This window comes from Paraburkholderia sp. SIMBA_030, assembly GCF_046535245.1.
GTDB lineage: Bacteria > Pseudomonadota > Gammaproteobacteria > Burkholderiales > Burkholderiaceae > Paraburkholderia.
On the sequence record NZ_JAWRXB010000017.1, the window covers coordinates 77,749 to 97,959 of the forward strand.

The 20,211-nt window shown below is 61.7% G+C and carries 17 protein-coding genes and 5 pseudogenes; 13 read left to right on the top strand and 9 right to left on the bottom strand.

Going from position 1 to position 20,211, the window contains the following annotated elements:
* Window positions 1-397: 397 nt before the first annotated feature.
* Window positions 398-682 (top strand): hypothetical protein, encoded by a 285-nt coding sequence (locus SB772_RS26940; protein WP_410836225.1) that lies wholly within the window; start codon window positions 398-400, stop codon window positions 680-682.
* A 299-nt stretch (window positions 683-981) separates the two neighbouring features.
* Entirely contained in the window at window positions 982-1,305 is a 324-nt protein-coding gene (locus SB772_RS26945; protein WP_410836226.1) for a hypothetical protein, read from the top strand.
* A 787-nt stretch (window positions 1,306-2,092) separates the two neighbouring features.
* On the opposite strand, the pseudogene SB772_RS26950 reads toward SB772_RS26945, so the two are convergent.
* Both SB772_RS26950 and SB772_RS26955 read right to left on the bottom strand, forming a co-directional pair.
* Window positions 2,093-2,557 (bottom strand): annotated as a pseudogene (locus SB772_RS26950) (lipid A biosynthesis lauroyl acyltransferase); the annotation flags it as partial.
* A complete protein-coding gene (locus SB772_RS26955; protein ID WP_410836227.1) occupies window positions 2,481-2,744 on the bottom strand; it encodes a hypothetical protein in 264 nt (87 codons plus the stop codon). The pseudogene SB772_RS26950 and the gene SB772_RS26955, both read right to left, overlap by 77 nt.
* Before the next feature lie 95 nt (window positions 2,745-2,839).
* Between SB772_RS26955 and SB772_RS26960 the strand changes: the two genes are divergently transcribed.
* From SB772_RS26960 to SB772_RS26995, 8 genes and pseudogenes are all read left to right on the top strand, one after another.
* A complete protein-coding gene (locus tag SB772_RS26960) occupies window positions 2,840-3,076 on the top strand; it encodes a hypothetical protein (protein ID WP_410836228.1) in 237 nt (78 codons plus the stop codon).
* Window positions 3,077-3,349: 273 nt separating this feature from the next.
* A complete protein-coding gene (locus SB772_RS26965; protein WP_410836229.1) occupies window positions 3,350-3,874 on the top strand; it encodes a hypothetical protein in 525 nt (174 codons plus the stop codon).
* A gap of 1,515 nt (window positions 3,875-5,389) precedes the next feature.
* Window positions 5,390-5,737 (top strand): hypothetical protein, encoded by a 348-nt coding sequence (locus SB772_RS26970; protein WP_410836230.1) that lies wholly within the window; start codon window positions 5,390-5,392, stop codon window positions 5,735-5,737.
* A 99-nt stretch (window positions 5,738-5,836) separates the two neighbouring features.
* Window positions 5,837-6,406 carry a YSC84-related protein gene (locus tag SB772_RS26975; protein ID WP_410836231.1) on the top strand — a complete coding sequence of 190 codons (570 nt, stop codon included), beginning with the start codon at window positions 5,837-5,839 and terminating at the stop codon, window positions 6,404-6,406.
* A 77-nt stretch (window positions 6,407-6,483) separates the two neighbouring features.
* Window positions 6,484-7,068 (top strand): hypothetical protein, encoded by a 585-nt coding sequence (locus SB772_RS26980; protein ID WP_410836232.1) that lies wholly within the window; start codon window positions 6,484-6,486, stop codon window positions 7,066-7,068.
* A gap of 132 nt (window positions 7,069-7,200) precedes the next feature.
* A pseudogene (locus tag SB772_RS26985) lies at window positions 7,201-8,234 on the top strand (AI-2E family transporter).
* Between the two features lie 68 nt (window positions 8,235-8,302).
* Window positions 8,303-8,602: a potassium channel family protein gene (locus tag SB772_RS26990; protein WP_410836233.1), complete on the top strand. Its 300-nt coding sequence runs from the start codon at window positions 8,303-8,305 to the stop codon at window positions 8,600-8,602.
* A pseudogene (locus SB772_RS26995) lies at window positions 8,592-8,702 on the top strand (class II glutamine amidotransferase); the annotation flags it as partial. The gene SB772_RS26990 and the pseudogene SB772_RS26995, both read left to right, overlap by 11 nt.
* Before the next feature lie 518 nt (window positions 8,703-9,220).
* On the opposite strand, the gene SB772_RS27000 reads toward SB772_RS26995, so the two are convergent.
* Complete coding sequence (locus SB772_RS27000) at window positions 9,221-10,576, bottom strand: MFS transporter (protein WP_410836234.1); 1,356 nt, start codon at window positions 10,574-10,576, stop codon at window positions 9,221-9,223.
* Between the two features lie 74 nt (window positions 10,577-10,650).
* A complete protein-coding gene (locus SB772_RS27005) occupies window positions 10,651-11,823 on the bottom strand; it encodes a M20 aminoacylase family protein (protein WP_410836235.1) in 1,173 nt (390 codons plus the stop codon).
* A 118-nt stretch (window positions 11,824-11,941) separates the two neighbouring features.
* Here SB772_RS27005 and SB772_RS27010 point away from each other — a divergent pair, with 118 nt between their 5' ends.
* A complete protein-coding gene (locus tag SB772_RS27010) occupies window positions 11,942-12,892 on the top strand; it encodes a LysR family transcriptional regulator (protein ID WP_410836236.1) in 951 nt (316 codons plus the stop codon).
* A 162-nt stretch (window positions 12,893-13,054) separates the two neighbouring features.
* On the opposite strand, the gene SB772_RS27015 is transcribed toward SB772_RS27010, so the two are convergent.
* Complete coding sequence (locus SB772_RS27015) at window positions 13,055-14,008, bottom strand: LysR family transcriptional regulator (protein WP_410836237.1); 954 nt, start codon at window positions 14,006-14,008, stop codon at window positions 13,055-13,057.
* Between the two features lie 188 nt (window positions 14,009-14,196).
* Between SB772_RS27015 and SB772_RS27020 the strand changes: the two genes are divergently transcribed.
* Window positions 14,197-15,567 carry an NAD(P)/FAD-dependent oxidoreductase gene (locus SB772_RS27020; RefSeq protein ID WP_410836238.1) on the top strand — a complete coding sequence of 457 codons (1,371 nt, stop codon included), beginning with the start codon at window positions 14,197-14,199 and terminating at the stop codon, window positions 15,565-15,567.
* Between the two features lie 52 nt (window positions 15,568-15,619).
* Here SB772_RS27020 and SB772_RS27025 read toward each other — a convergent pair whose 3' ends face one another.
* Entirely contained in the window at window positions 15,620-16,513 is an 894-nt protein-coding gene (locus tag SB772_RS27025) for a LysR family transcriptional regulator ArgP (RefSeq protein WP_410836239.1), read from the bottom strand.
* A gap of 97 nt (window positions 16,514-16,610) precedes the next feature.
* On the opposite strand from SB772_RS27025, the gene SB772_RS27030 reads away from it, so the two are divergent.
* On the top strand, window positions 16,611-17,234 hold the full coding sequence (locus SB772_RS27030; protein WP_410836240.1) for a LysE/ArgO family amino acid transporter: 624 nt from the start codon (window positions 16,611-16,613) through the stop codon (window positions 17,232-17,234).
* Window positions 17,235-17,304: 70 nt separating this feature from the next.
* On the opposite strand, the gene SB772_RS27035 is transcribed toward SB772_RS27030, so the two are convergent.
* The 3 genes and pseudogenes from SB772_RS27035 to SB772_RS27045 all read right to left on the bottom strand — a co-directional run.
* Window positions 17,305-17,547: a hypothetical protein gene (locus tag SB772_RS27035; protein WP_410836241.1), complete on the bottom strand. Its 243-nt coding sequence runs from the start codon at window positions 17,545-17,547 to the stop codon at window positions 17,305-17,307.
* Between the two features lie 23 nt (window positions 17,548-17,570).
* Window positions 17,571-18,909: pseudogene (gene bcsG, locus SB772_RS27040) on the bottom strand (cellulose biosynthesis protein BcsG).
* A gap of 108 nt (window positions 18,910-19,017) precedes the next feature.
* Window positions 19,018-20,179, bottom strand: a pseudogene (locus SB772_RS27045) (PilZ domain-containing protein); the annotation flags it as partial.
* Window positions 20,180-20,211: the final 32 nt, after the last annotated feature.

The following is a 20,211-nucleotide window of genomic DNA, read 5'->3' on the forward strand; positions in this document are numbered from 1 at the left end:
GTTTGCGCTTCTCGCGTCATTCTTACCGCCTTGCATTGCGTGCTCGCCGCAACGGTCTGCAAGGGAAACCCGTGGCTTCGTTTGCGGCTGGTAGAAGTCGTCGGCTTCGCCTCGGCGAAGTGCTGAATTGTGGAAAAACGAACAACTTCGTTAAACGAAACACCGTTGTGGAAATGCGGCCACTTCGCCAAACGAAACGCAACCGCGCGTTACGCGAGTGCAGCAAAGGCTCGGCGAAGTCGCTCGCGCGGCACGAGCACGCCGTACAGCCGTAGCACCGCAATCGAGCAGTGGCCTGCACGCGTGGGGCGCGCGGCGGCAGCACTCGCCCGCGGTCCACGTGCCGGGCCGCCCATTGCGTGCTCGCCGCCGCCGTGCATAAGCAGATTGCGAATAAATGGCAATCTGTCCGGTTAGCCGCGACGGGCGGCGCGTGCATACTTGCCGGTTAATGACACCGGAGGTTCGCACGACGGATGCCGCCAGCAGGTATGCGCAGGTACTCGCCGACCTCGCGAAGACAGGCCTGCGCGTCGTGGTGATCGAGAGCCGCGACGAAGAGCTTGTCACCGTCAAGACAGCGCGCGGCATCCACGTGTTCACCATCGGTCGCGAACTGGCGCTCGAAGGCGGTCTGCTGAAGCGCCCGCTGCGCAGTCCGCCCGTGAAACAGGAACAGTGACAACTCCAATCACGAAAAATCGTGTCCAGCCTCAGCGCAGAACAACAGCCGGACGCGTGGCTAAGGCGCGCGCGAAACCCCGCAAACCCGGCAGTCGGCGCTATCGTCGAATGCGTAATAGCGCACAGAAAATCATCGCCAAATGCGTATTGTTGATCCACGGCATGGCGGAAGTTTTTGCCGTGGTCTGAACCGGGCGCGCTACTGCTCGCGTAGATTGCAGCGCGCAATCGGACAGGCGACCAATAATCACACGCCCGCTTTGACCGGCACGACAAAAATGAAACGGGGACCAAATCATGAAACATGAAACCCTGAAGGGCATCGCGCAGTTGCAGTCACGGCAGCGCGAGCGGCTGGCTGAAGACGCCACGCGCACCCTGCGTGACAGGAACCTGACGCTCTCACAGCGCGAGCTGCTGGGTCGCATGCGCCTCGCGTTGATCGACATCGACGTAGGGACGGTGTTCGGACAGTATCAGGAGAACTACGTGTCGCGTTACGTGTACAACGCGGTTCAACAGGTGCTTGACGATATCCGTCTCGTGCTGCTCGAATACGGCTGTCCGCCGGAAGCTACAGTGACCGACTGGCTGCGCGAGCGGCTTGAGGCAACCAAATGAAAACCGACAGGTACAGCTCGGCGACTCTGTCGGTGCCAACCTGCGCGCGAAAATGCGGGGCGAGGTGCATTACCGAAGCGAACCGCTACGGCGAGAGCATCGCGTGACGAATCGATGCGCAAGCTGTGTGACCGTGCGCTGCTCCCGAAAAAGCTCACCTTAAGGCCGTAGAAACCGCTGGCGGGTCCGGGACAAGCGTCGTATCACCCGAACCCCGCGAGCGGTTTCCATGTGTCTACCGGATAGTCGAAAACCGCATTCGCGGGTCATGGCTTCCCGCGCATCACCACCGCCGGCGACATCGATGGGCCGCTCCCCGCGCGGCGTGCTCACTTCGGAGTTTTTCGTCGGATTTGCGCCGCCATCAGCCGGTCATGACAGGCAACAAGCGGCCACAACCCGCCGTTCACATGCGTCGTCGATCGGACGTTCGGGCGTCGGCTTTGGCCCGTAACCGGCCTTCCGATTGTAGAAGACGCATGCTCCGTCATCGGCCTGAGCCGACGTTCGTGGGTCGGCGCTGATATGCCCGCTCACTGTTGCAGACCGACCGTTTGGCGAGGCCAGTCGACGAGAGGTGGCTACCGAGTTCAACGAATGTGTACTTTCGACCACTCCGGACGTTGGATCAGGCGCCACCTAATCGGTAGCTGTTGGAGTGCAGCAGTCATTCATTCCTTCGAGTCGCTCGGCAGGTCATCGGCCATTGCCTTTCCGCCATTCGCAAACGTTATTGCCCGCGCGATCGGATCGTCCGCTTCGGCCGTGCGCTGGCAAAAGGACATATTCAATACACCCTTACCGCTCCCGGTGGACGATGCTTAAAGCGTCGATGTACCCAGTAATACTGTTCCGGACATTTCAAAATCTGCGCCTCAAGAAACGCATTCATGCGACGCGCGTCATTCGCGTCGCTGTCGGATGGGAAATCGTCGAGCGGTTCGAAGACTGTCAACTTATATCCTCGGTAATTCGGCAGCACCTCGGTCACGAAGGGCACAACCCGCGCATGCCCCAGTCTTGCAAGTCGCGAAACGGAAGTGAGTGTGCACGCGGGAACGCCGAAGAATGGAACAAAAACAGAGTTATCAATGCCGTGATCCATGTCCGCCGCGAGCATGACTGGTTTGCCTGAGCGCAGCAGTCCCACGATCTTTCTGGCGCTCGTTGAGCGCTCAATCATCTCTGCGCCAAACCTGCCGCGTTGTCGCCTGGCCAGGTCGCACAAGCGCGTGTTCGACAGGCGTGTATAGCTCGTCGAAGAATCCCCGCGTGAGCCAGACTTGCGCGGTCACGCCGTTACGCCGCAAGTTGTGGCCCTCGCCTCCGTGCAGATAGCCGATTGTTGCGTCGAGATGGTTTGTCAGCCCGCGCCGATATTCGATCGCCTCCGCGATGGATGTTTCCGATTCGAGGCTGTTCAGGATCGTCGCACCCAACTGATCTACTCGGACGGCCGTATTGAGATCCGGGTCAATGGCACTGCCCTGTGTGCCCTATGACCGGCTCTCGGAGATTGACCAGGCGGCGGTGGTTGACAGCAAGCGTGGGACACACGTTGCAGATGGCGCAGGTGATCCAGGCACCGCGCGATGACCGGCGTGCGTCGGGCTCATCGTCGAGGACCAATCAGGGCGAAGCGCCGTGGCCGAAGGAGCGCAAGGTGGGCACGCGCAAGCAGCGGGAACTGACGCGCGAAGAGCTCAACGAGGCGATCCTCGCAACCGCCGGATCGCGGGTTGGCTCGTTGCCTAAAAGCCCTTCAGTATAGATATTTTCTGAACCTCAAAACCGGACATTTCTTAGAAGTCGCAACCCGGACATTTCAATCTGGCCTCGACAAAAAAAGAGACAAGAGTCCGGGTTGGTCGCCGCGTGGTTACCGCGACGCACCGATCGCTGGAACATGACGGACGCAGCACACGTTGGGGTAGCCAAACGCGAAGGACTGACTACAATGTGTTGGGTGCAAGCGAAACTGCAAAGACGGTCTATTTAGAAATATCGCTCAGGAGTGTGACGTTTCAATTCCTTCATAGGAGGCATGCCCGTGATCTGCCTGAACGAACGAATTGTCGGCGCAATCTTTTTTATCCTGAGTGGACATGCGTTCGCGGACGGCCTTGTCATCGATTCGACCGAAGAGATGACAGTTGCGAACATCGGGACTCTTCCCGTGGAGCTTGTGCCGCCCATTCCGGACCCGCAACGCTATCTGCAGTACCATGAAATGGAATTTCAGTCGAATCAAGGAAAGCCGTTTTACGCGCAAATCGAGGACTTTTATAGCGTACAGATAGCGCACGACTTTCGATTCAGCGCCGGGAAAGCCACATCAACGTCCGAGCCGACGCCGCGGCAGGCATCGAATTTTCTAACTCCGGTTCCTTCGACAGCGCCGCAACTCTCGATCGTCCAGTTGCCGAACACGACTTTGACGCTCCGTGCGCAACCGCAGCGAAGGCTGTCGCTAACAGTCAATGACTGGGTCTTTTCCGCCACGGCGCGTGTCGCGATTCTCCGCTCACATGATACGGGCGCGACGCTTTCTGTGCGGCACGGCTTTTAATCGGAGGTTTTCGCATAATTCGAAATCGATGTCATCCGATCGCTAACGGCAGCCGCCCGGGGTACCCAGGAAGCAGAACGAGTGAGGGCGTTCGGCGACTATCGGAGTGGTCCAGTCCGTTGGCGGAGTTCGCGGGATTTTCCCTCAAAGTCAAAGATGCACCCTATACTGGCAGGAGGCGCAACCCGGCATCTGCTGGGACGCGTCAACCGCACACGGCTTTCTGTTCGTCTTTTTCCGTGAGTCGCGGTTTTCCTGGCCCGCGTCTGCGGGCCTTTTTGTCTTCTTGTGATCTCTGGACGCCTTCGTCGCGGCGGACGACGCCGAAATCGATCGCCGACTGTATGAATGGAGAGTCGACGATGTACCCGGTAGGTTGATCGCAGCGAGACTCTCCATCAGTACTTGATGTCCCGTTTTTGCTGGCGGCCACCCTGTTTCGTGTCGCGCTTGTCCTGCCGGCACTGGGAGTTGCTTTTTTGGTTTGCGGCCCGGCGCGGTTAGCGTCGTGGCAAGCCGCTTTCGTATGCTCGCAAAGAGCCACACCCAAGGAATCATCTCCGTTAAAAGCGAGCATCCATTAGCCGCGGTGACCAGCCGCTGTTTGTGAGGTCCGATTCGCGTCGATGAGCGTTGCATCCTCATGCCTTTATCGCCTTCGATGAACGACAACACAATCCCTCGGCGGCATCGCATTTGTCGGCTGAGTCAGATCCAGGAGACCACGATTGACGCCCGAGAAAAAGAAGGACTACTTCGAACACTTCCTAAAAAATAGGTCTGTGGGCAGATCGATTTCCGCGCCATCAAAATAGATTGCTACACCGCCATCGACACCGGACTGTACCCATTCGCGTTTGGCGACGGTTCGAAGGTGAGGCGCGTTATGCGTTCACATGCAAGTGGAACGGGAAGCAATGGCTGATCACAGTCCCACCATTCGAGGACGCCTGAACCGGACTAGTGACTCGCTTGCCCTGAAGGTCATGATCTGGCCGGCCAGCAGCGACGTCGTCTGTTGTATCGCTTGCCTATCATAGTAGGTCGCTATCCTTCAACTACGTGCCAATTTATGGACGGCGGCAGCGCTGAGCAACTGAAACAATCGGCCTGCTAGACGCTATCGCTACAAAACGCCGGACAAACGGCGAGGTTGGCACCAGTGTCGCCTCGACGTGACAAGGCACGTGACGCGAACACGCACCCCCTACACACACATGAGAAAACTCGCACAGTCCTTAGTTCATTGATTGTCGCTCCCCGTGACATTGGACCAAGGTCCTATACCTACCAGCGTGCGCCAGGCCTATTCTTAACCCGAGGTACTTTTGTCCGGAGATTGCCATGACAACGTCAACGGGCCTGTTGACGGCTATGGTCCCTTCGGCCGGTTCGCCGTTACCTTCGATCTTGAGCCCGCTTCGTCACATCTCCCAGAGCCGACACGTTTCCCGCCACGACGTACAGATTGACGCGCCTGCGCTTCGAAGCGCGAAATCAACTTGAGGTGAAAAAATGAAACCGTTATCGCTTTTCGTCGTGACCGTTGCTGTGTCAGCCTGTGCAAGCCAACCCGTGCCGCCGAGCGCGCAATCGCTCGGAGAAAGCCAACAGCCGGCCTCTACAGTCGCGCAATGCATCGCTCAGAAATGGGCAGACCAGTCGCAACAGCAAGTCATATCACAGGTGATTGTGGCGAACAACCAGGCGATGGATGTCTATGTTCCAGGTCAGCAGCCTCCGAGTGGTGCAGCCGCTGTCGTGCGGCCGTCGTGGACGGGTAACAGCAAAACATGGGTCGGCTTCCGCGCGGGCAGCGGAGGAGGCAGCAACACCAGCGGAGATATTGGAGGCTGCCTCTAGGCGGCGAGTCAGTCTGCGTTACTTCGTTGTTTCGACAGATGTGGACAGCAATTTCTGCGTCAGGCCCAAATCTGCCGCACTTCAATCGAGGAGAGTCTCATGAACCGTCGTACCTTCTTTTCGCTGAGTGCCATCGCACTGGCCAGCTCGCTCGCCGCTTGCGGCACGACCTCGAATCCGACGGAAGCGGCCAGCAAGCGCCATGAAATCGATGCCGGCGTCGATGGCGCCCTCAACAAGCTGTACGGTTCGACGCCGGGCGCGCAGGCGCAGGCCAGCAAGGCCAAAGGCATTCTCGTCTTTCCGTCGGTGATCGCCGCAGGCCTGGTGGTCGGTGGCGAATATGGCGAAGGCGCGCTTCGCCAGGGAGGCACGTCCGTCGGCTACTACAAGACCAGTACCGCCTCATTCGGCTTGCAGATTGGCGCCCAGTCCAAGGCGGTGATCCTGATGTTCATGACCCAGGACGCGCTCGATAAATTCCGGACGAGCGACAAGGGCTGGACAGCCGGCGTGGATGGCTCGGTAGCGGTGGCGAAGACGGGCGCCAACGGTGCGCTCGACACCGCAACGACGAATTCGCCGATCGTCGGTTTCGTGCTGACGAACTCCGGCCTGATGGCCAACCTTAGCTTCGAAGGCACGAAGGTCAGCAAGCTCGACATCTAATACCGGCACGACACCGCACGACTATCGAGGCGTCCATTCCGGCACGCGCGCATGCATACAGATGACCAGGAGCTGAAATGAAGATCAAGATTTTCCTTGTAATGGCCGCTGTCGCCATGATGGTGCGACCGGCATTGGCCCAGCCACAGACGTCGGTGGAGGTCACAAAAGGTGCCGGCACGGCCACCGTGACCGGAACGGCGAAGGTCACAGCCACGGTCGTCGAAATTGACCCAGCCACCCGGACCGTCACCCTGAAGGACAAGAAAGGCCACATCGTTGACGTCGAGGTGGGCGAAGAGGCGCGCAACTTTGACCAGCTCAAGGTGGGCGACGTGGTCACAACCGAATACCGGGAAGCGATGTCGCTGAGTCTCTCGAAAACGAGCGGCCCGCGTTCCGCCTCGGAGCGCACGATGGAACAGCGCTCCTCGCCCGGGGCCAAGCCCGGTGGCACAATCGGTCGGGAAATCACGGTCATGGCCGATGTTGTCGCCGTGAATGCGAAAGCCAAAACCGTCACATTAAAGGGACCGCACAACACGGTGGATGTGATCGTGGAGGACCCCGAGCAGATGAAGAATATTCGCAAGGGAGATCAGGTTCAGGTCGTGTACACGGAGGCGGTCGCGATATCCGTCACGCCCGGCATGAGCAAGTAACAGATCAATGAACCGACTTCTTTCAGGCGTCGACGGACGCGGCCGCATGGATCTGTTCCGACTGCCATTGTGACGGGCGTGCCCTGGATTGTTGCCAGCAGATCCACGAGGTGACCTGCCGGGAGACAAGTTATGCTGCCCACACCGATTACCCAACAGGTGTTGTCCAGAGAATTGCTCGATGTCCTGATCCGTGCCGGACTTGTTGCTGTTCTGGCCATTTTCTGTTTCCGGATCTTCGTCCCGTTCCTGAACCTCATGGCCTGGGCATTGATCCTGGCGACACGCTGTATCCGCTTCAGGTCAGACTCCGGCGTACGCTTGCCAATAAGGATGGCCTGATCGCCACGCTGATCGTCCTCGTCGCGTTGGGCGTCATCCTCGTGCCGACCTATCTGCTGGGCGTCGCGGTGGCCGGATCGGTCGAGCATGCGATGGACATTTTCAAAAGCGGCAGCTTCCGCGTTCCACCGCCTGCCGACTCGGTGGCCAACTGGCCCCTCGTTGGCCAGCGTGTGTCCGACTTCTGGCAGCAGGCCTCGACCGACCTCACAGGTCTCGCGCAGAAGTTCGCACCGCAACTCAAGGATGCCGGTCTCGCTCTGCTCGGAACGGTGACGGGCCTCGGCGCGGGGCTGCTGCTATGGAGATCGCGTCGCGCATCTCCGGCCCTGAGAACGGCCCGCAGATCGCCGATCTTTGCACGGCCACCATTCGCGCGGTCGCCCAGGGCGTGGTCGGGATCGCGTTCATCCAGATGCTGTTGATCGGTATCGGTTTCGTCGTCATGGGCATTCCCGGTGCGGGCCTGCTTGCGCTCGCGGTGCTGCTGCTCCATCATGCAGTTGCCCGCCACGCTGATCACCATTCCGGTGATTATCTTCGTGATTGCCACGCAAGGCGTTAGCACCATGACGATCATCTTTTCGGTCTACGTGTTCGTCGCGGGGCTTGCCGATAACGTGCTCAAGCCATTGCTGCTGGGCCGCGGCGTCGCCGTACCCATGCCGGTGGTGCTGATCGGCGCGCTCGGGGGCATGGTGACGGGCGGCGTCATTGGCCTGTTCATCGGTCCCGTGATGCTCGCAGTCGGTTATGAGCTCTTCTGGCGATGGGTAAAAGACCAACCCCAGCCCGAGCGGGCGAAAGAAGAGCAGCAGGCCTGACGCTGCCGAGGCCGATCGGTGTTCCCCTCACGCGCCCATACTCGCTACTGCTAGCAGCTGGCCTTCTGGTGCTGTTTGTGCTGCTGACGGTCGCAATGTATTACATGGGGGACCCCGTGGAGACGATGAAGCGAACGCCTTCGACATTGGAGGAAACCTTGTACTTCTGCGCGATCACGGCGCTGACCATCGGGTACGGCGACGTGGTCCCTACCTCAACGTTTGGTCGGATCGATGCGATATTGCTGGGCCTGATCGGCATGGTGTTCGCGGGGCTGATCGTTGCTGCAGCCGTGCGGGGCGTGCAGGAAGTTGCGCGCCGGGCGTTGTCGCACATCCCAGCAAGTACTAACCACTGTGCGGCCTGAGCTGCTGGTCGACCTGCCCGATGCATGGGAGGAAACAGCTGAGAGCACGGCTATCGTCGCGCGCCGTGGCAACATCCGGCGGCAATCCTTCGTGCCACGCATGCGTGGCCTGAGGCCAATCGCCGATTGCAAATTTAAACCGTCATTCCGCGGAGGTCGTAGCGTTACTAACAGAATGACGGCCTTGGCCCACCAGCCAATTTGGCCGACTGAACGGCCGTTGTACTTTGGAAGCTGCCGCCGGAGCTGCGCTGGGTCGAGGGGCGGTAGTGGGTCGGCACGGGACCTTCGCGACGGGTATCGCGTACATCGACGACAACGGCAAGCCTCTCCGGTTCGGCCGCCCGTTTGCAACTGAGTGACAGTCCGGGACGCGCCCGCCGCATAGGGTCACATCGATCCGTTTGATGAACCCGTTCGGGGTTCCTGTACGCCGCATGACCGAATCAGTGAGCAAGCCTTGGCCACGTCAATCTTACGACTCTGGCCTTGACGACTCTCACGCTACATAGGATCTAATAGACCAATATCAAATCAAGGAAAGGCCAACGCCGTAGGCACACAGAGGAAAGGCACCGTTGCGGGCGCAACAACCAGCAGCGCCGCGCAGGCAAAAAACTAATCAATAGCCTTCCCAGCGGTCTCCCGCATAAACGGAAGCGGCAACAGCGACACCAAACCACATCCAATCAAATACCAGGCAGGCGCCAAATTACTCCCTGAAATCTGAATCAGCCAGGTAGCAAAAAACTGCGCAAACCCACCAAAAATAGACACGCCCAAACAATAAACAATCGACATCCCCGTAGCGCGAATCTCGCGCGGAAACATCTCCGGGAGCATGACGATATTCGGCACGGCAGTAAAAGCAACAAACACCGCCAGCACGGCAACCACCGACAACAACACCGGCACCGTCGGCGACGCGTTAATAATCGTGAACGCGGGATACACCGCCACAATCAACAGCACGCGAGAAACCCACAACACCCGCTTACGTCCAACGCGATCGGACAACACCCCCGCGAACGGCGAACAGATCACCGTGACCACCGCCCCGGTCCAGGCGGCCCACAGCGCCGATGACATCGGCAAATGCAAAATCCGGATCGCGTAAGTAGAAAGGTAGAACAGCACGATATAGTTGGCCGCCGTCCCGCCGATGGTCGTCAACACACCCGTCGTAATCGCGCGGGAATGATCGCGAAACAACTTGCGCACCGGCTGCGCGGCAGGCACCTGGTCCGCCTGAGCCGTGCCGTCTTCGATGCCCGGCAGCGTCTCATTCAGATGCCGCCGGATATAGATGCCAATCGGCCCCATCGCCATGCCGATCACAAACGGCACCCGCCAGCCCCAGCTTTCGAGCGCGGCCGTCGACAACGCCGCCGCCAGCGCGACACCGAGCAACGAGCCGCACACCGTGTTCAACCCCTGGCTCACAAACTGCCAGCTGCCGTAGAAACCGCGCGTCTTGTCGCTGCCGTATTCCAGCAGCAGCGAAGTCGACGCGCCCACCTCGCCGCCCAGCGCAAAGCCCTGAATCAATCGCGCAAGAATCACCAGCAGCGGCGCGGCCACACCGATCGCCGCGTAAGTCGGCGCGAATGCGATGATCGCCGAACCGAGCGTCATCAACCACAGCGTCAAACTCATCGCGGCCTTGCGCCCAGCCCGGTCCGCGTACGCGCCAAGGACGATGCCGCCCACCGGCCGCATGATGAAACCCACGCCGAACGTGCCGACCGCCAGCATCAATTGCGCAAGCTGCCCTTCGACCGGGAAATACAACTTGCCGATGATGGTCGCAAAGAAACTGTAGATCGTGAAATCGAAGAACTCGAGGCCGTTGCCGAGCGTGATCGCGGCGATCGCTTTCGCATGGCTCGCGCGCTGAACGGGCTGGGTGGACGACGCGCTCTGCCTGTTCAACGTGTCGGCGCCTGCGGGTTGCGGTGTGGCGGAATAATCCATCTTTGTCTCCATGGTGTCCTTCCTGCTGATGCGCGACTCTACGGCCGCTCGGTCAATCGAAGATGAAAGCCGACTCAGGCGAGGAACGTCTGCGCGAGCCGCACCCAATAGGCCGCGCCGGTGGCGAGGCAAGCGTCGTTGAAGTCGTAACCGGGGTTGTGCACCATGCAGCCGCCCTCGCCGTCGCCATTGCCGATGATCAGGTAGCTGCCGGGGCAACGCTCCAGCAGGAACGCGAAGTCTTCGCTGCCGGTCAGCGGCTGCATATCGGCAATCAGGCCGTCTTCACCGAGCCAGTCGAGTGCGACTTGCCGCGCGAGGCCGGTCATGTCCGCGTCGTTGACGAGCACCGGGTAGCGGCGCTGATAGTCGACGTCCGCCCGCGCGCCGAATACCGCGGCCTGTCCACAGGCGACCGCCGTGATGCGTTCCTGCAAATAATTGCGAACCTCGGGCCGCAGCGCGCGCACCGACAAGCGCATCTCCGCGGTTTCCGGAATCACGTTCGGCGCTTCGCCGGCGTGAATCGCGCCGACGGTGATGATCGCCATGTCGAGCGGCGCGACGTTGCGCGACACGACGGCCTGCAACGCCAGCACGATCTGCGCGCACACCACCACCGGATCGACGGCCTTATGCGGCATCGCACCGTGACCGCCGCGTCCGGTCACCTTGATGATCACCGTGTCGGATGACGCCATGAACGAGCCCGCCAGGAAACCGAACTTGCCGGTCGGATATCCCGGCATGTTGTGCATCGCAAAGACAGCGTCGCACGGAAACCTGTCGAACAAGCCGTCTTCCAGCATTTTCTTCGCGCCGGCCTGGCCTTCTTCGGCGGGCTGGAAAATCAGATTGAGCGTGCCGTCGAAGCACTTTTCCAGCGCGAGGTGTTTGGCCGCGGCCAGCAGGATCGCCGTGTGACCGTCGTGGCCGCATGCGTGCATCTTGCCGGGTACCGTGCTCGCATACGGCAGGCCGGTGGTTTCGTGGATCGGCAGCGCATCCATGTCGGCGCGCAGGCCGAGCCTGCGCGTGCCATTGCCGACTTTCAATTGCCCGACAACACCGGTTCGACCCAGCCCGCGATGCACGGTATAGCCCCACGCCTGCAAGCGTTCGGCGACCAGGTCGCCGGTGGCGAACTCTTCGTACGCAAGCTCCGGCTGCGCGTGGATGCGATGGCGCAGCGCGATCATTTCATCTTCAAGTTCCGCGATGCCCGCCGGAATGGCCATGGTGTTCACGATGTCGTCTCCGTCTATGAATGCGTGAACCGAGCATAGCGACGCCGATTTTCCAGCGGCAGGCGTAGAATCGTTGCGGCAGCAACCTATGGTTGCCACCTTCCTACACGTTTGTCAGATGAAACTGCATCAGCTCAGCACTTTAGCGGCGATCGCGGATACCGGCAGTATTCGGGCGGCGGCCCGTTCGCTCGGTGTGTCGCCGGCTGCCGTCACCAAGGCAATGCGCGAACTGGAGGCCGATCTGCATGCGCCGCTGGTGGTACGCAGCGCGAGCGGCGTCGCGTTCACCGAGTTCGGCCGTGCGCTGGTCGTGCATGCGCGGCTCGTGTTGGGTCAATTGCAACGCGCGGAAGCGGAGATCGAAGCGATGCGCGGCGCGGCGGCCGGCAAGCTGTCGATCGGCGTCACGCCGTGGGTCGCGCTGACTTTTCTGCCGCCGACCGTGCAGCGGTTCCGGCAGCGCATGCCGGACGTGCAACTGGAATTTTTCGAAGGTTTGCTGGCGGTCGTGCAACCGCGCTTGCGCGACGGCAGCCTCGACTTTTCGATCGGCCGTCCGCCGCCCGCGTCGCCGCAGTCCGAATTTCACAACGTGCCGCTGTTTTCGACACATTCGGCCGTGGTCGCGCGCCGCGATCATCCCAAAGCCGGTTGCCGCACGCTGCTCGAACTGGAAGATGCCGAATGGGTACTGAACTGGGATCCGGCGAGCCGCGAGTCGATCTCGGACAACCTGTTTCGCAAGCGCGGCATGAAGGTGCCGCACACCATTCATCTCGCGCATTCGCTGGCAATCGTGCTGGGTTTGCTCGCACAAACGGACATGCTCAGCATCTTCCCGTGGCCGCTCGTCGAGGTGAGCATCGCGAAGGAGAATCTATGGGCGCTGCCGCTGCGCGAGACGGTCGATGAAACCATCGTCAGCATCACCTCACGCCGCGGCGCGCCGACGAGTCCCGCGGCCACGTGTTTTCTCGATTGTTTGCGTGAAGTGATCGACGAAGGGGCGCGCTCGCAAGACCCCGAGCAGCGCCGCCTGTTTCATTCGATCGAACTGCTGCTTTAGCCGCGTGGCGAGTCACGCGGACTTAAGCCGCGTAGTCCACCAAGCCCTTGATCTCCAATGAACCCATTGCGGGAAGGCGCGATAGAACGCTTCGGCGAGCCCTCGACAGCGCAAACATCGAAGCGAATCGCGAGAAGATCGAACTCAAGCTTCGGCCCGGATCTAGGCCTGTCGACGCCGCTTCGCCGCGGCGAGGGTCGGCAGCCGGATCGGCACCGTGCCGGACATGCCCTGCTCGATCAGAAAATCGCGGAACAGGCCGGCGACATGCGGCAGGCGTTTATCGGACACATGCATCACATACCAGTCGCGCTCGATCGGATTGGCGGGCAACGGCAGCAACGCGAGCAAGCCGGCCTGAAACTCCAGCGAACAGGCATGCAGCGACAGAAACGCAATGCCCAAGCCCGCTTCGACCAGTTGCTTGATGGCCTCGTTGCTCGACAATTCCGAACCGATATGCAGTTTGTGACCCGCTTGCCGAAACAGATTCTCGACGGTCGAGCGCGTGCCCGAGCCCCGTTCCCGCACGAATAGATTCGCTGTTTGCAAGTCGTCGAGCGACAGGCGCTTTTTCTTCATCAGCGCGTGCGCGGGCGATGCGACGAACGCCATGGGATGCTTCGCGAACGCGGTGGCCACCGTACGCAATTCACGCGGCGCGCTGCCCATCACCGCGAGATCGATCTCGTGCGTGGCAAGCATGCGGATGATGTCGGCGCGATTGCCGACCTTGAACTGAACCTTCACTTGCGGGCGCGATTCAGTGAAGCGCACCAGAAATGGCGGAATCAGATACTCCGCGGTGGTGATCGCGCCGATCCGCAAAGTGCCGCCCTGCTCGCCGTGCAGCGCGGCCAGATCATCCGCCGCGCCGTTCCATAGATCGAGAATCTCCAGCGCGTAGCGCGCGAGGATTTCACCCGCCGCCGTCAGTTGCACGCCACGGCCGACCCGCTGCAAGAGCGGCGCGCCCGCGGCGTCTTCGAGCAGACGCACCTGGAGCGACACCGCCGGTTGTGTGAGCCGCAATTCTTCCGCGGCGCGCGACACGCTGCCGAGCCTTGCGACGGTATGCAAAGCCTTTAACTGACGGAACGTGGCTGCTTTTAACATAAGCAAAAACCTATATGTTCTGTATAAACATTAAATTGTGCTGCTGATTATGCCGATTCTATACTGGCCCTGACAGATGAGCCCGGCGAATGGTTTGTATAGCGCGTTTGCGGATGAGCGCCTTCGCCGGCTCAGTGCGAATAACCAGTTCGGGTAATTAATTCAGTCACGTCGGGAGGATACGGATCATGGTCGCAATCGTTCGGCAAGCAGCCTCTACAGCACACAGCGCCACGCGAAGCACGGCACATCGGATCGTGATCGTCGGCGGTGGCGTCGGCGGCCTTGGGCTCGCTACACGTCTGTCCGAAACACTCGGCCGCGACGGGCTCGCAAAGATCGTGCTGGTCGACCGCTGGCCGACGCATTTCTGGAAGCCGTTGCTGCACGAAGCCGCCTCCGGCCAGCTCGATCCGGCCACGCATCAATTGCAATACGCGGTGCAGGCGCAGCGGCATGGCTTCGATTTCGAACAGGGAGAACTTGCGGCGCTCGATCGTACGCAACAGCACATCATGGTGAACGCGCTGCATGACGCCGACGGCCGCGAAATTCTGCCCGCGCGCCAGCTTGCGTTCGATACGCTGGTGCTGGCGATGGGCAGCGTCACGCAATATTTCGGCGTGCCAGGCGCGGCCGAACATGCGTTGCCGCTGGAATCGGTCGCGCATGCGGAAGCGTTCCGCCGCAAGCTGCTCGATGCCTGTCTGCGTGCGAACCATGCGCGTCGCGCCCGGACCTCGCAAGCGGACACCCCCGTGTCGATCAACATCGTCGGCGCCGGCGCGACCGGCGTCGAACTCGCGGCGGCGCTGCGCGATACCGTACGTTTGCTGAACCGCTATAGCCCGTTCGCACTCGATCCGGTGCGCGACTTTCGCATCCGTCTGATCGAAAGCAGCGAGCGCGTGCTGCCCGCGTTGTCCGAGACGATTTCGGCGCGGGCGCAACGGATGCTCGGCATTCTCGGCGTCGAAGTCCTGAACGCGACGCGTGTCACCGAAGTGCGCGCCGACGCCGTGTTGACGAACGACGGCGCGCCGCTCGCAAGCGACATTGCGATCTGGACCGCCGGTATCGCGGGGCCGCCGGTGTTGCGCACGCTGGATGGCATCGCGGTGAATCGCAACGCACAGGTGCAGGTGAGCCGCACGCTGCAGTGCACGAACGACGCGAACATATTCGGGCTAGGCGATTGCGCGGCCTGCCCCGCTGAAAACGCGGGCGCGTTTCTGGCGCCGCGCGCACAAGTCGCGCATCAGCAGGCGCTGTTCCTCGCGCGGGCGTTGAAGTGCCGGGTGGCGGGCGAGGCACTGCCCGAGTTCGTGTATCGCGACGCGGGCACGCTGGTCGGTTTCGGCCGCGAAGGCACGATCGGCAGCCTGAGCAACAGCTTGCTGACACGGCCGGTGTTCGTGGACGGGTGGCTGGCGACTGCCGTCTATAGGCTCATCTACCGGCGGCACGTGATGACGCTGACCGGCTTTGCGCGCATGGCGCTCGATACGGCGAGCCATTGGTTGCGCAGACGCGTGCATCCGGTGATCCGGCTGCATTGAAAAAGGCAAAAAGCGCGGGCGGCGTCTCCCGGAAAGCACCGCCCGCGCAGCCTCAGTCGAGAAACTCTGCCGCCCGCTTGCGCAGCACCGCGCCGAAATCGTCGAGCCAGCCGATCGACAGGCGCCAGCTCTGCCAGTACAGATCGATGTCGAGATGCTTGCCGGGCGCCATATCGACCAGCTCACCGCTGGCCAGGTGCGGCGCGATCATCCGCTCCGGGCACATGCCCCAGCCGAGCCCCGTCACGCACGCACGCAAAAAACCGGCGACGTGCGGAATCCAGTGCAATGGCGGATCGAGGTCCGCCCGCGTAATGCGGCGCATGAAGCGCTTTTGCAACTGATCCTTCGGATTGAAATCGACGCACGGCGCGCGCCGCAAGGTCTCGCGCGTAATGCCGTCAGCGAAATGGCGCGCCAGAAAATCCGGCGAGCACACCGCCAGATAGCGCATCCGGCCGAGGCGCGTCGAGCGGCAGCCCTGCACCGGCTCGGCTTGCGTCGTGACCGCGCCCTGCACGCTGCCGTCGCGAATCCGCTGCGCCGTGTGGTCCTGATCGTCGATCACCAGATCGAGCAGCATTTCCCGCTCGACACAGAACCCCGCTACCGCGTCGATAAACCAGCTGCCCACGCTGTCGTCGTTGACGGCGACGCGCAGCGCCGGCCACGGTTCGACCAGCGCGCCGGGCAGCGCCGGCAGACGGCCGGTCAGCTCCGCCTCCAGCAACTGCACGCGTTCGGTATGGCGGCACAGCAGTGCGCCCGAGTTGGTCGCGACGCACGGCTGGCCGCGCTTGACGAGCACGCTGCCGACCCGTTCCTCCAGCAACTTGACCCGCTGCGATACCGCCGACGGCGTCACATTCAGTTCGCTCGCCGCGCGGTCGAACGAACCGTGACGGACCACGGCGGCCAGCGCATCGAGCAGTGCGTAGTCGAGCATTAGCGTTCCTTAATCTACATTAAATAAATTAGCTTCTCTTAGGCAAAGCAACACCGCAGACTAGCCTCGTTTGTCTCTTCCGTCTACTGGATCGATTATGAATTGGCTGTCTTTTTCCCACGGTGCGGCGCTGTGCGCGTCGCTGATCGTGACAATCGGCGCGCAGAACGCGTTCGTGCTGCGGCAAGGGATCATGCGCTCGCATGTCGGCAAGATCGTCGCGTTGTGCGCCATCTCGGACTTCATCCTGATCGGTGCGGGCGTCGGCGGCGCGTCGGTGCTGGTCGAGCGCTATCCGGTGTTCGTCCATGCAATGCTGTATGTAGGGCTCGCCTATCTGGCGTGGTTCGGTATCAATGCGCTGCGGCGCGCGGTGCGGCCGGGGCACGCTGTGCTGGACGCCGACGCGAACGGCGCCGCCACGCCTGCCGTGCAGCGCGCCATGCCGATCGTCCTGATGACGCTGGCCTTTACGTGGCTCAATCCGCACGTGTATCTCGACACGTTCCTGCTGATCGGCACCGCCGGCGCGCGTGAACCGGAAGGCGCACGCGTGGCGTTCGCGCTCGGTGCGATGACGGTAAGCGGAGTCTGGTTTATCGGCCTGGGTTACGGCGCACGCGCGTTGGCGCCGCTGTTTCGCCGTGCGACCGCGTGGCGCGTGCTGGATGGTGCGATCGGCAGCATGGTGTTGCTGCTGGCGGTGACGCAGCTTCGTTGAGCGTGGCGTCTTCACGGCGGCGGCGCTCGCTCTCACACCCGCCCTGGCCGGCGCGTGCCTCGAACAGCCGCTATTCGAGCACTGGCGCCGGCGCCGGACTCTGCGCAGCGGACGAAGCCACATCATCAGCAGGTGTGAGTTTCATCAGCCGCGCGAGCACCGGCCACTTCACCAGGGCGTGCTGATACGACTCCCGCGCCTGCTCGTCGAAATACCGGGCCGGATCGACTTCCGGCAAACGGCGACCCAAGCCGGTGATATCGTCCACCGGCCAGCCGCGCGCCACCGTATTGACCTTCATAGGTGCTTTCATTGGCGCTTGCGTATCAGTCGCTGTCATTTACCTCCCACCCATACGCCGTCAGGCGTCTTCACCATATAACCGGACGCCGTCTTCATCGTCACGGTCCCCTCGTTCTCGCCGACCATCTCCGTTTGCGGCAGGTTGGCCGCGTACTGCGACAAGGTCACGCCCGGCTTGAACGGACTGTTCGAGACGAGATTCGACAGCAATTGGGCGACGGCGAGAAAGCTCGCCGGACTGTCGATCACCGTGGTCGCGCCGTGATTGCCCTGGAAACCGACTAGCCGCACGCCGGCCGGTCCATGGATGATGCGCGGCGTCGGAATTTCGCGCAAGCCGGCGACCTGGTTGGCGTCGCCACGCAGCGCCGCGCCATGTTCCGGCACGAACACGATCACCGCGCGCCGGCCCGAAGCGGCGATCAGATCCGCAAAGCGGTCGAAGTCGCTCATCATCTTGTTCACGCGCTGCGGGTACGAATCGATACTCGACAGACTGCTGTTCGGCAGACGGTTGCCGTCGTGCAGACTGATCGTGTTGTAGTACAGCGCAACAGGCCCTGCCGTATTGGCGCGCTGCGCGTACCAGTTGGCAAGCGTCGCGTAATCGTCGTGAATGGCCGACCCGTCGAACGCATGCATGGCGACGGGCGCGCTCGCATTCGAGATCATCGGCACATTCGGCACACCGGTGTTGTCATGCACCAGTTGCAGGAAGTTGTCGAAATGGCCATCGTGATTCAGCATCGTTTGCGGGGTGTAGCCGATAGTCGAAGTGGCTGAGCATCGGATGATTGCGCGCCTTGGCCGCGTCGAGGTCGTCCCACGACAGCGAACAGATATGCAGCACGATCACGTCGAATTGCGTGTTCGGGTCGGCGCCGAGGTGGCCGAAGCTCACCTGCCGCTGCGATTCCCGCGTACGGAACGCCGCCAGCGTCGCGTTATGGTCGAGCGGCTGGGCGGCGAGCACATTGCCCGAAGCGACCGTGACCGGGCCGCTCTGCAAGCGCGCGAGCACCACGCTGCCTTCCTGCCACAGCGGGATCGCGACCAGCGCGATCAACACGAAGGTCGCCACGCGCAGCCAACGGTTCACGATCAGATAGCCGATCAATCCGCCGAAGGCGGCCAGCAATAGCATCGGCGGCAAGAAGCGCTGCGCGAGTTCGAGCCAGTAGCCGAAACTGAAGGTCGTGAGGTTGCCAAACTCTTCGGTCAGACGCGAGAACGGCGGCACCTTCGCTTCGGAGTACATCAACGGCACGCCGATCGCAAGCCCGAGCAGGTTGCGCAATACGCGCAGCCCGCGATGCCGCAGCGTCGCGCTTACCGCCAATGCCAGCGCGAGGACGATGTTGGCGATCCACAGCGGTTGCAGATGCCCACCCGCGAACAGATACAGCTTGATAATGAAGCACAGGTTCCACAGCGTCATGAACAGAGTTCTCTTAATGGCCGGGCGCACGCGCCACCGGCGTTAGTAGCGTGTACGGTCCAGTGCGAGCAGCGACTGAAAGGCGCGCGACACGCCGTTCAGAAGCCGCGAATAACCTTCGATGCCCATCGTCAGCACTTCCTTCAGGCCGCGCAGCGGCGCGTCCTCGACGGTCTGCTCGTCCCAGTCGAGCCAGGCGTCGGCGCGGCCGAACGTGCATTGCACCATTTGCCGTTCCTGTTCGAGCGTCAGATCGTCGAAGCGCACGCCGAGGTTCGGCCCCACAAAGCGGCTCACGTGCACCGGAAAATGGAATTGCCGGTCGCCCCGGCTCAGGCAGACGCCGAGGCTGTCGCCGAGCGCGAGCTTGAGCCCCCGGATCGACCTCGAGACCGAGGCCGCCGGTCGAATAGTCGCTGGTGGTGCAGGCCACCGTCGTGCCGTCCGCGAGCAACAGCGTCGCCGCGACGCGCATCACGATGCGGTGCGTGACGCGCACCTGTTTGGCTTCGCGCGCCACGCTCGCCGCGGCGCCAAGCATCACGAGGTTGTAGACCGTCCAGAACACGTTCATCAGAATCGTCGCGGTCTCGCTGCCCTGCCCGGACATCAACCGGTAGAAGCCGGCCAGCAGCGCGCAGCCGTTCAGCGCGAGCAGCACCAGATACGGTTTCGACACCGCCCAGTCGAAGTAGCCTTCGTCGATGCGGCCGCCCTTGTCGGTCACATTGAACTTGCCGTGCTTCGGGCTGAAAAAGGCGACGGTGGTCGGCAACGCGATGTACCACGCGAGCACCGATTCATACACTTCGGCCCAGAACGAGTGGCGGTATTTGCCCTGCATCCGCGAATTCGCAATGTTGGCGAGCACCATGTAAGGCAGCACGAAACCTGCGATGGTGGTCGCCGACGCGTTGATGAGATACATCTGGAAAAACAGATACCCCATCGGCATGGTCAGGAAGATCAGCCGCGGCACGCCGTAGAAGAAATGCAGCATCGCGTTGCCGTAGCAAAGCCGCTGGAACAGACCCAGGCCGCGGCCGAAGAACGGATTGTCGATGCGGAAAATCTGCGCCATGCCGCGCGCCCAGCGCGTGCGCTGCTTGATGTGACTCGCGAGACTCTCGGTGGCGAGACCGGCTGCCTGCACGGTCGGCAAATAGGCCGTCGTATAGCCGCGCCGATGCAGCTTGAGCGCGGTCGAAACCGTCACCGAAGATGCGCATACCGCGC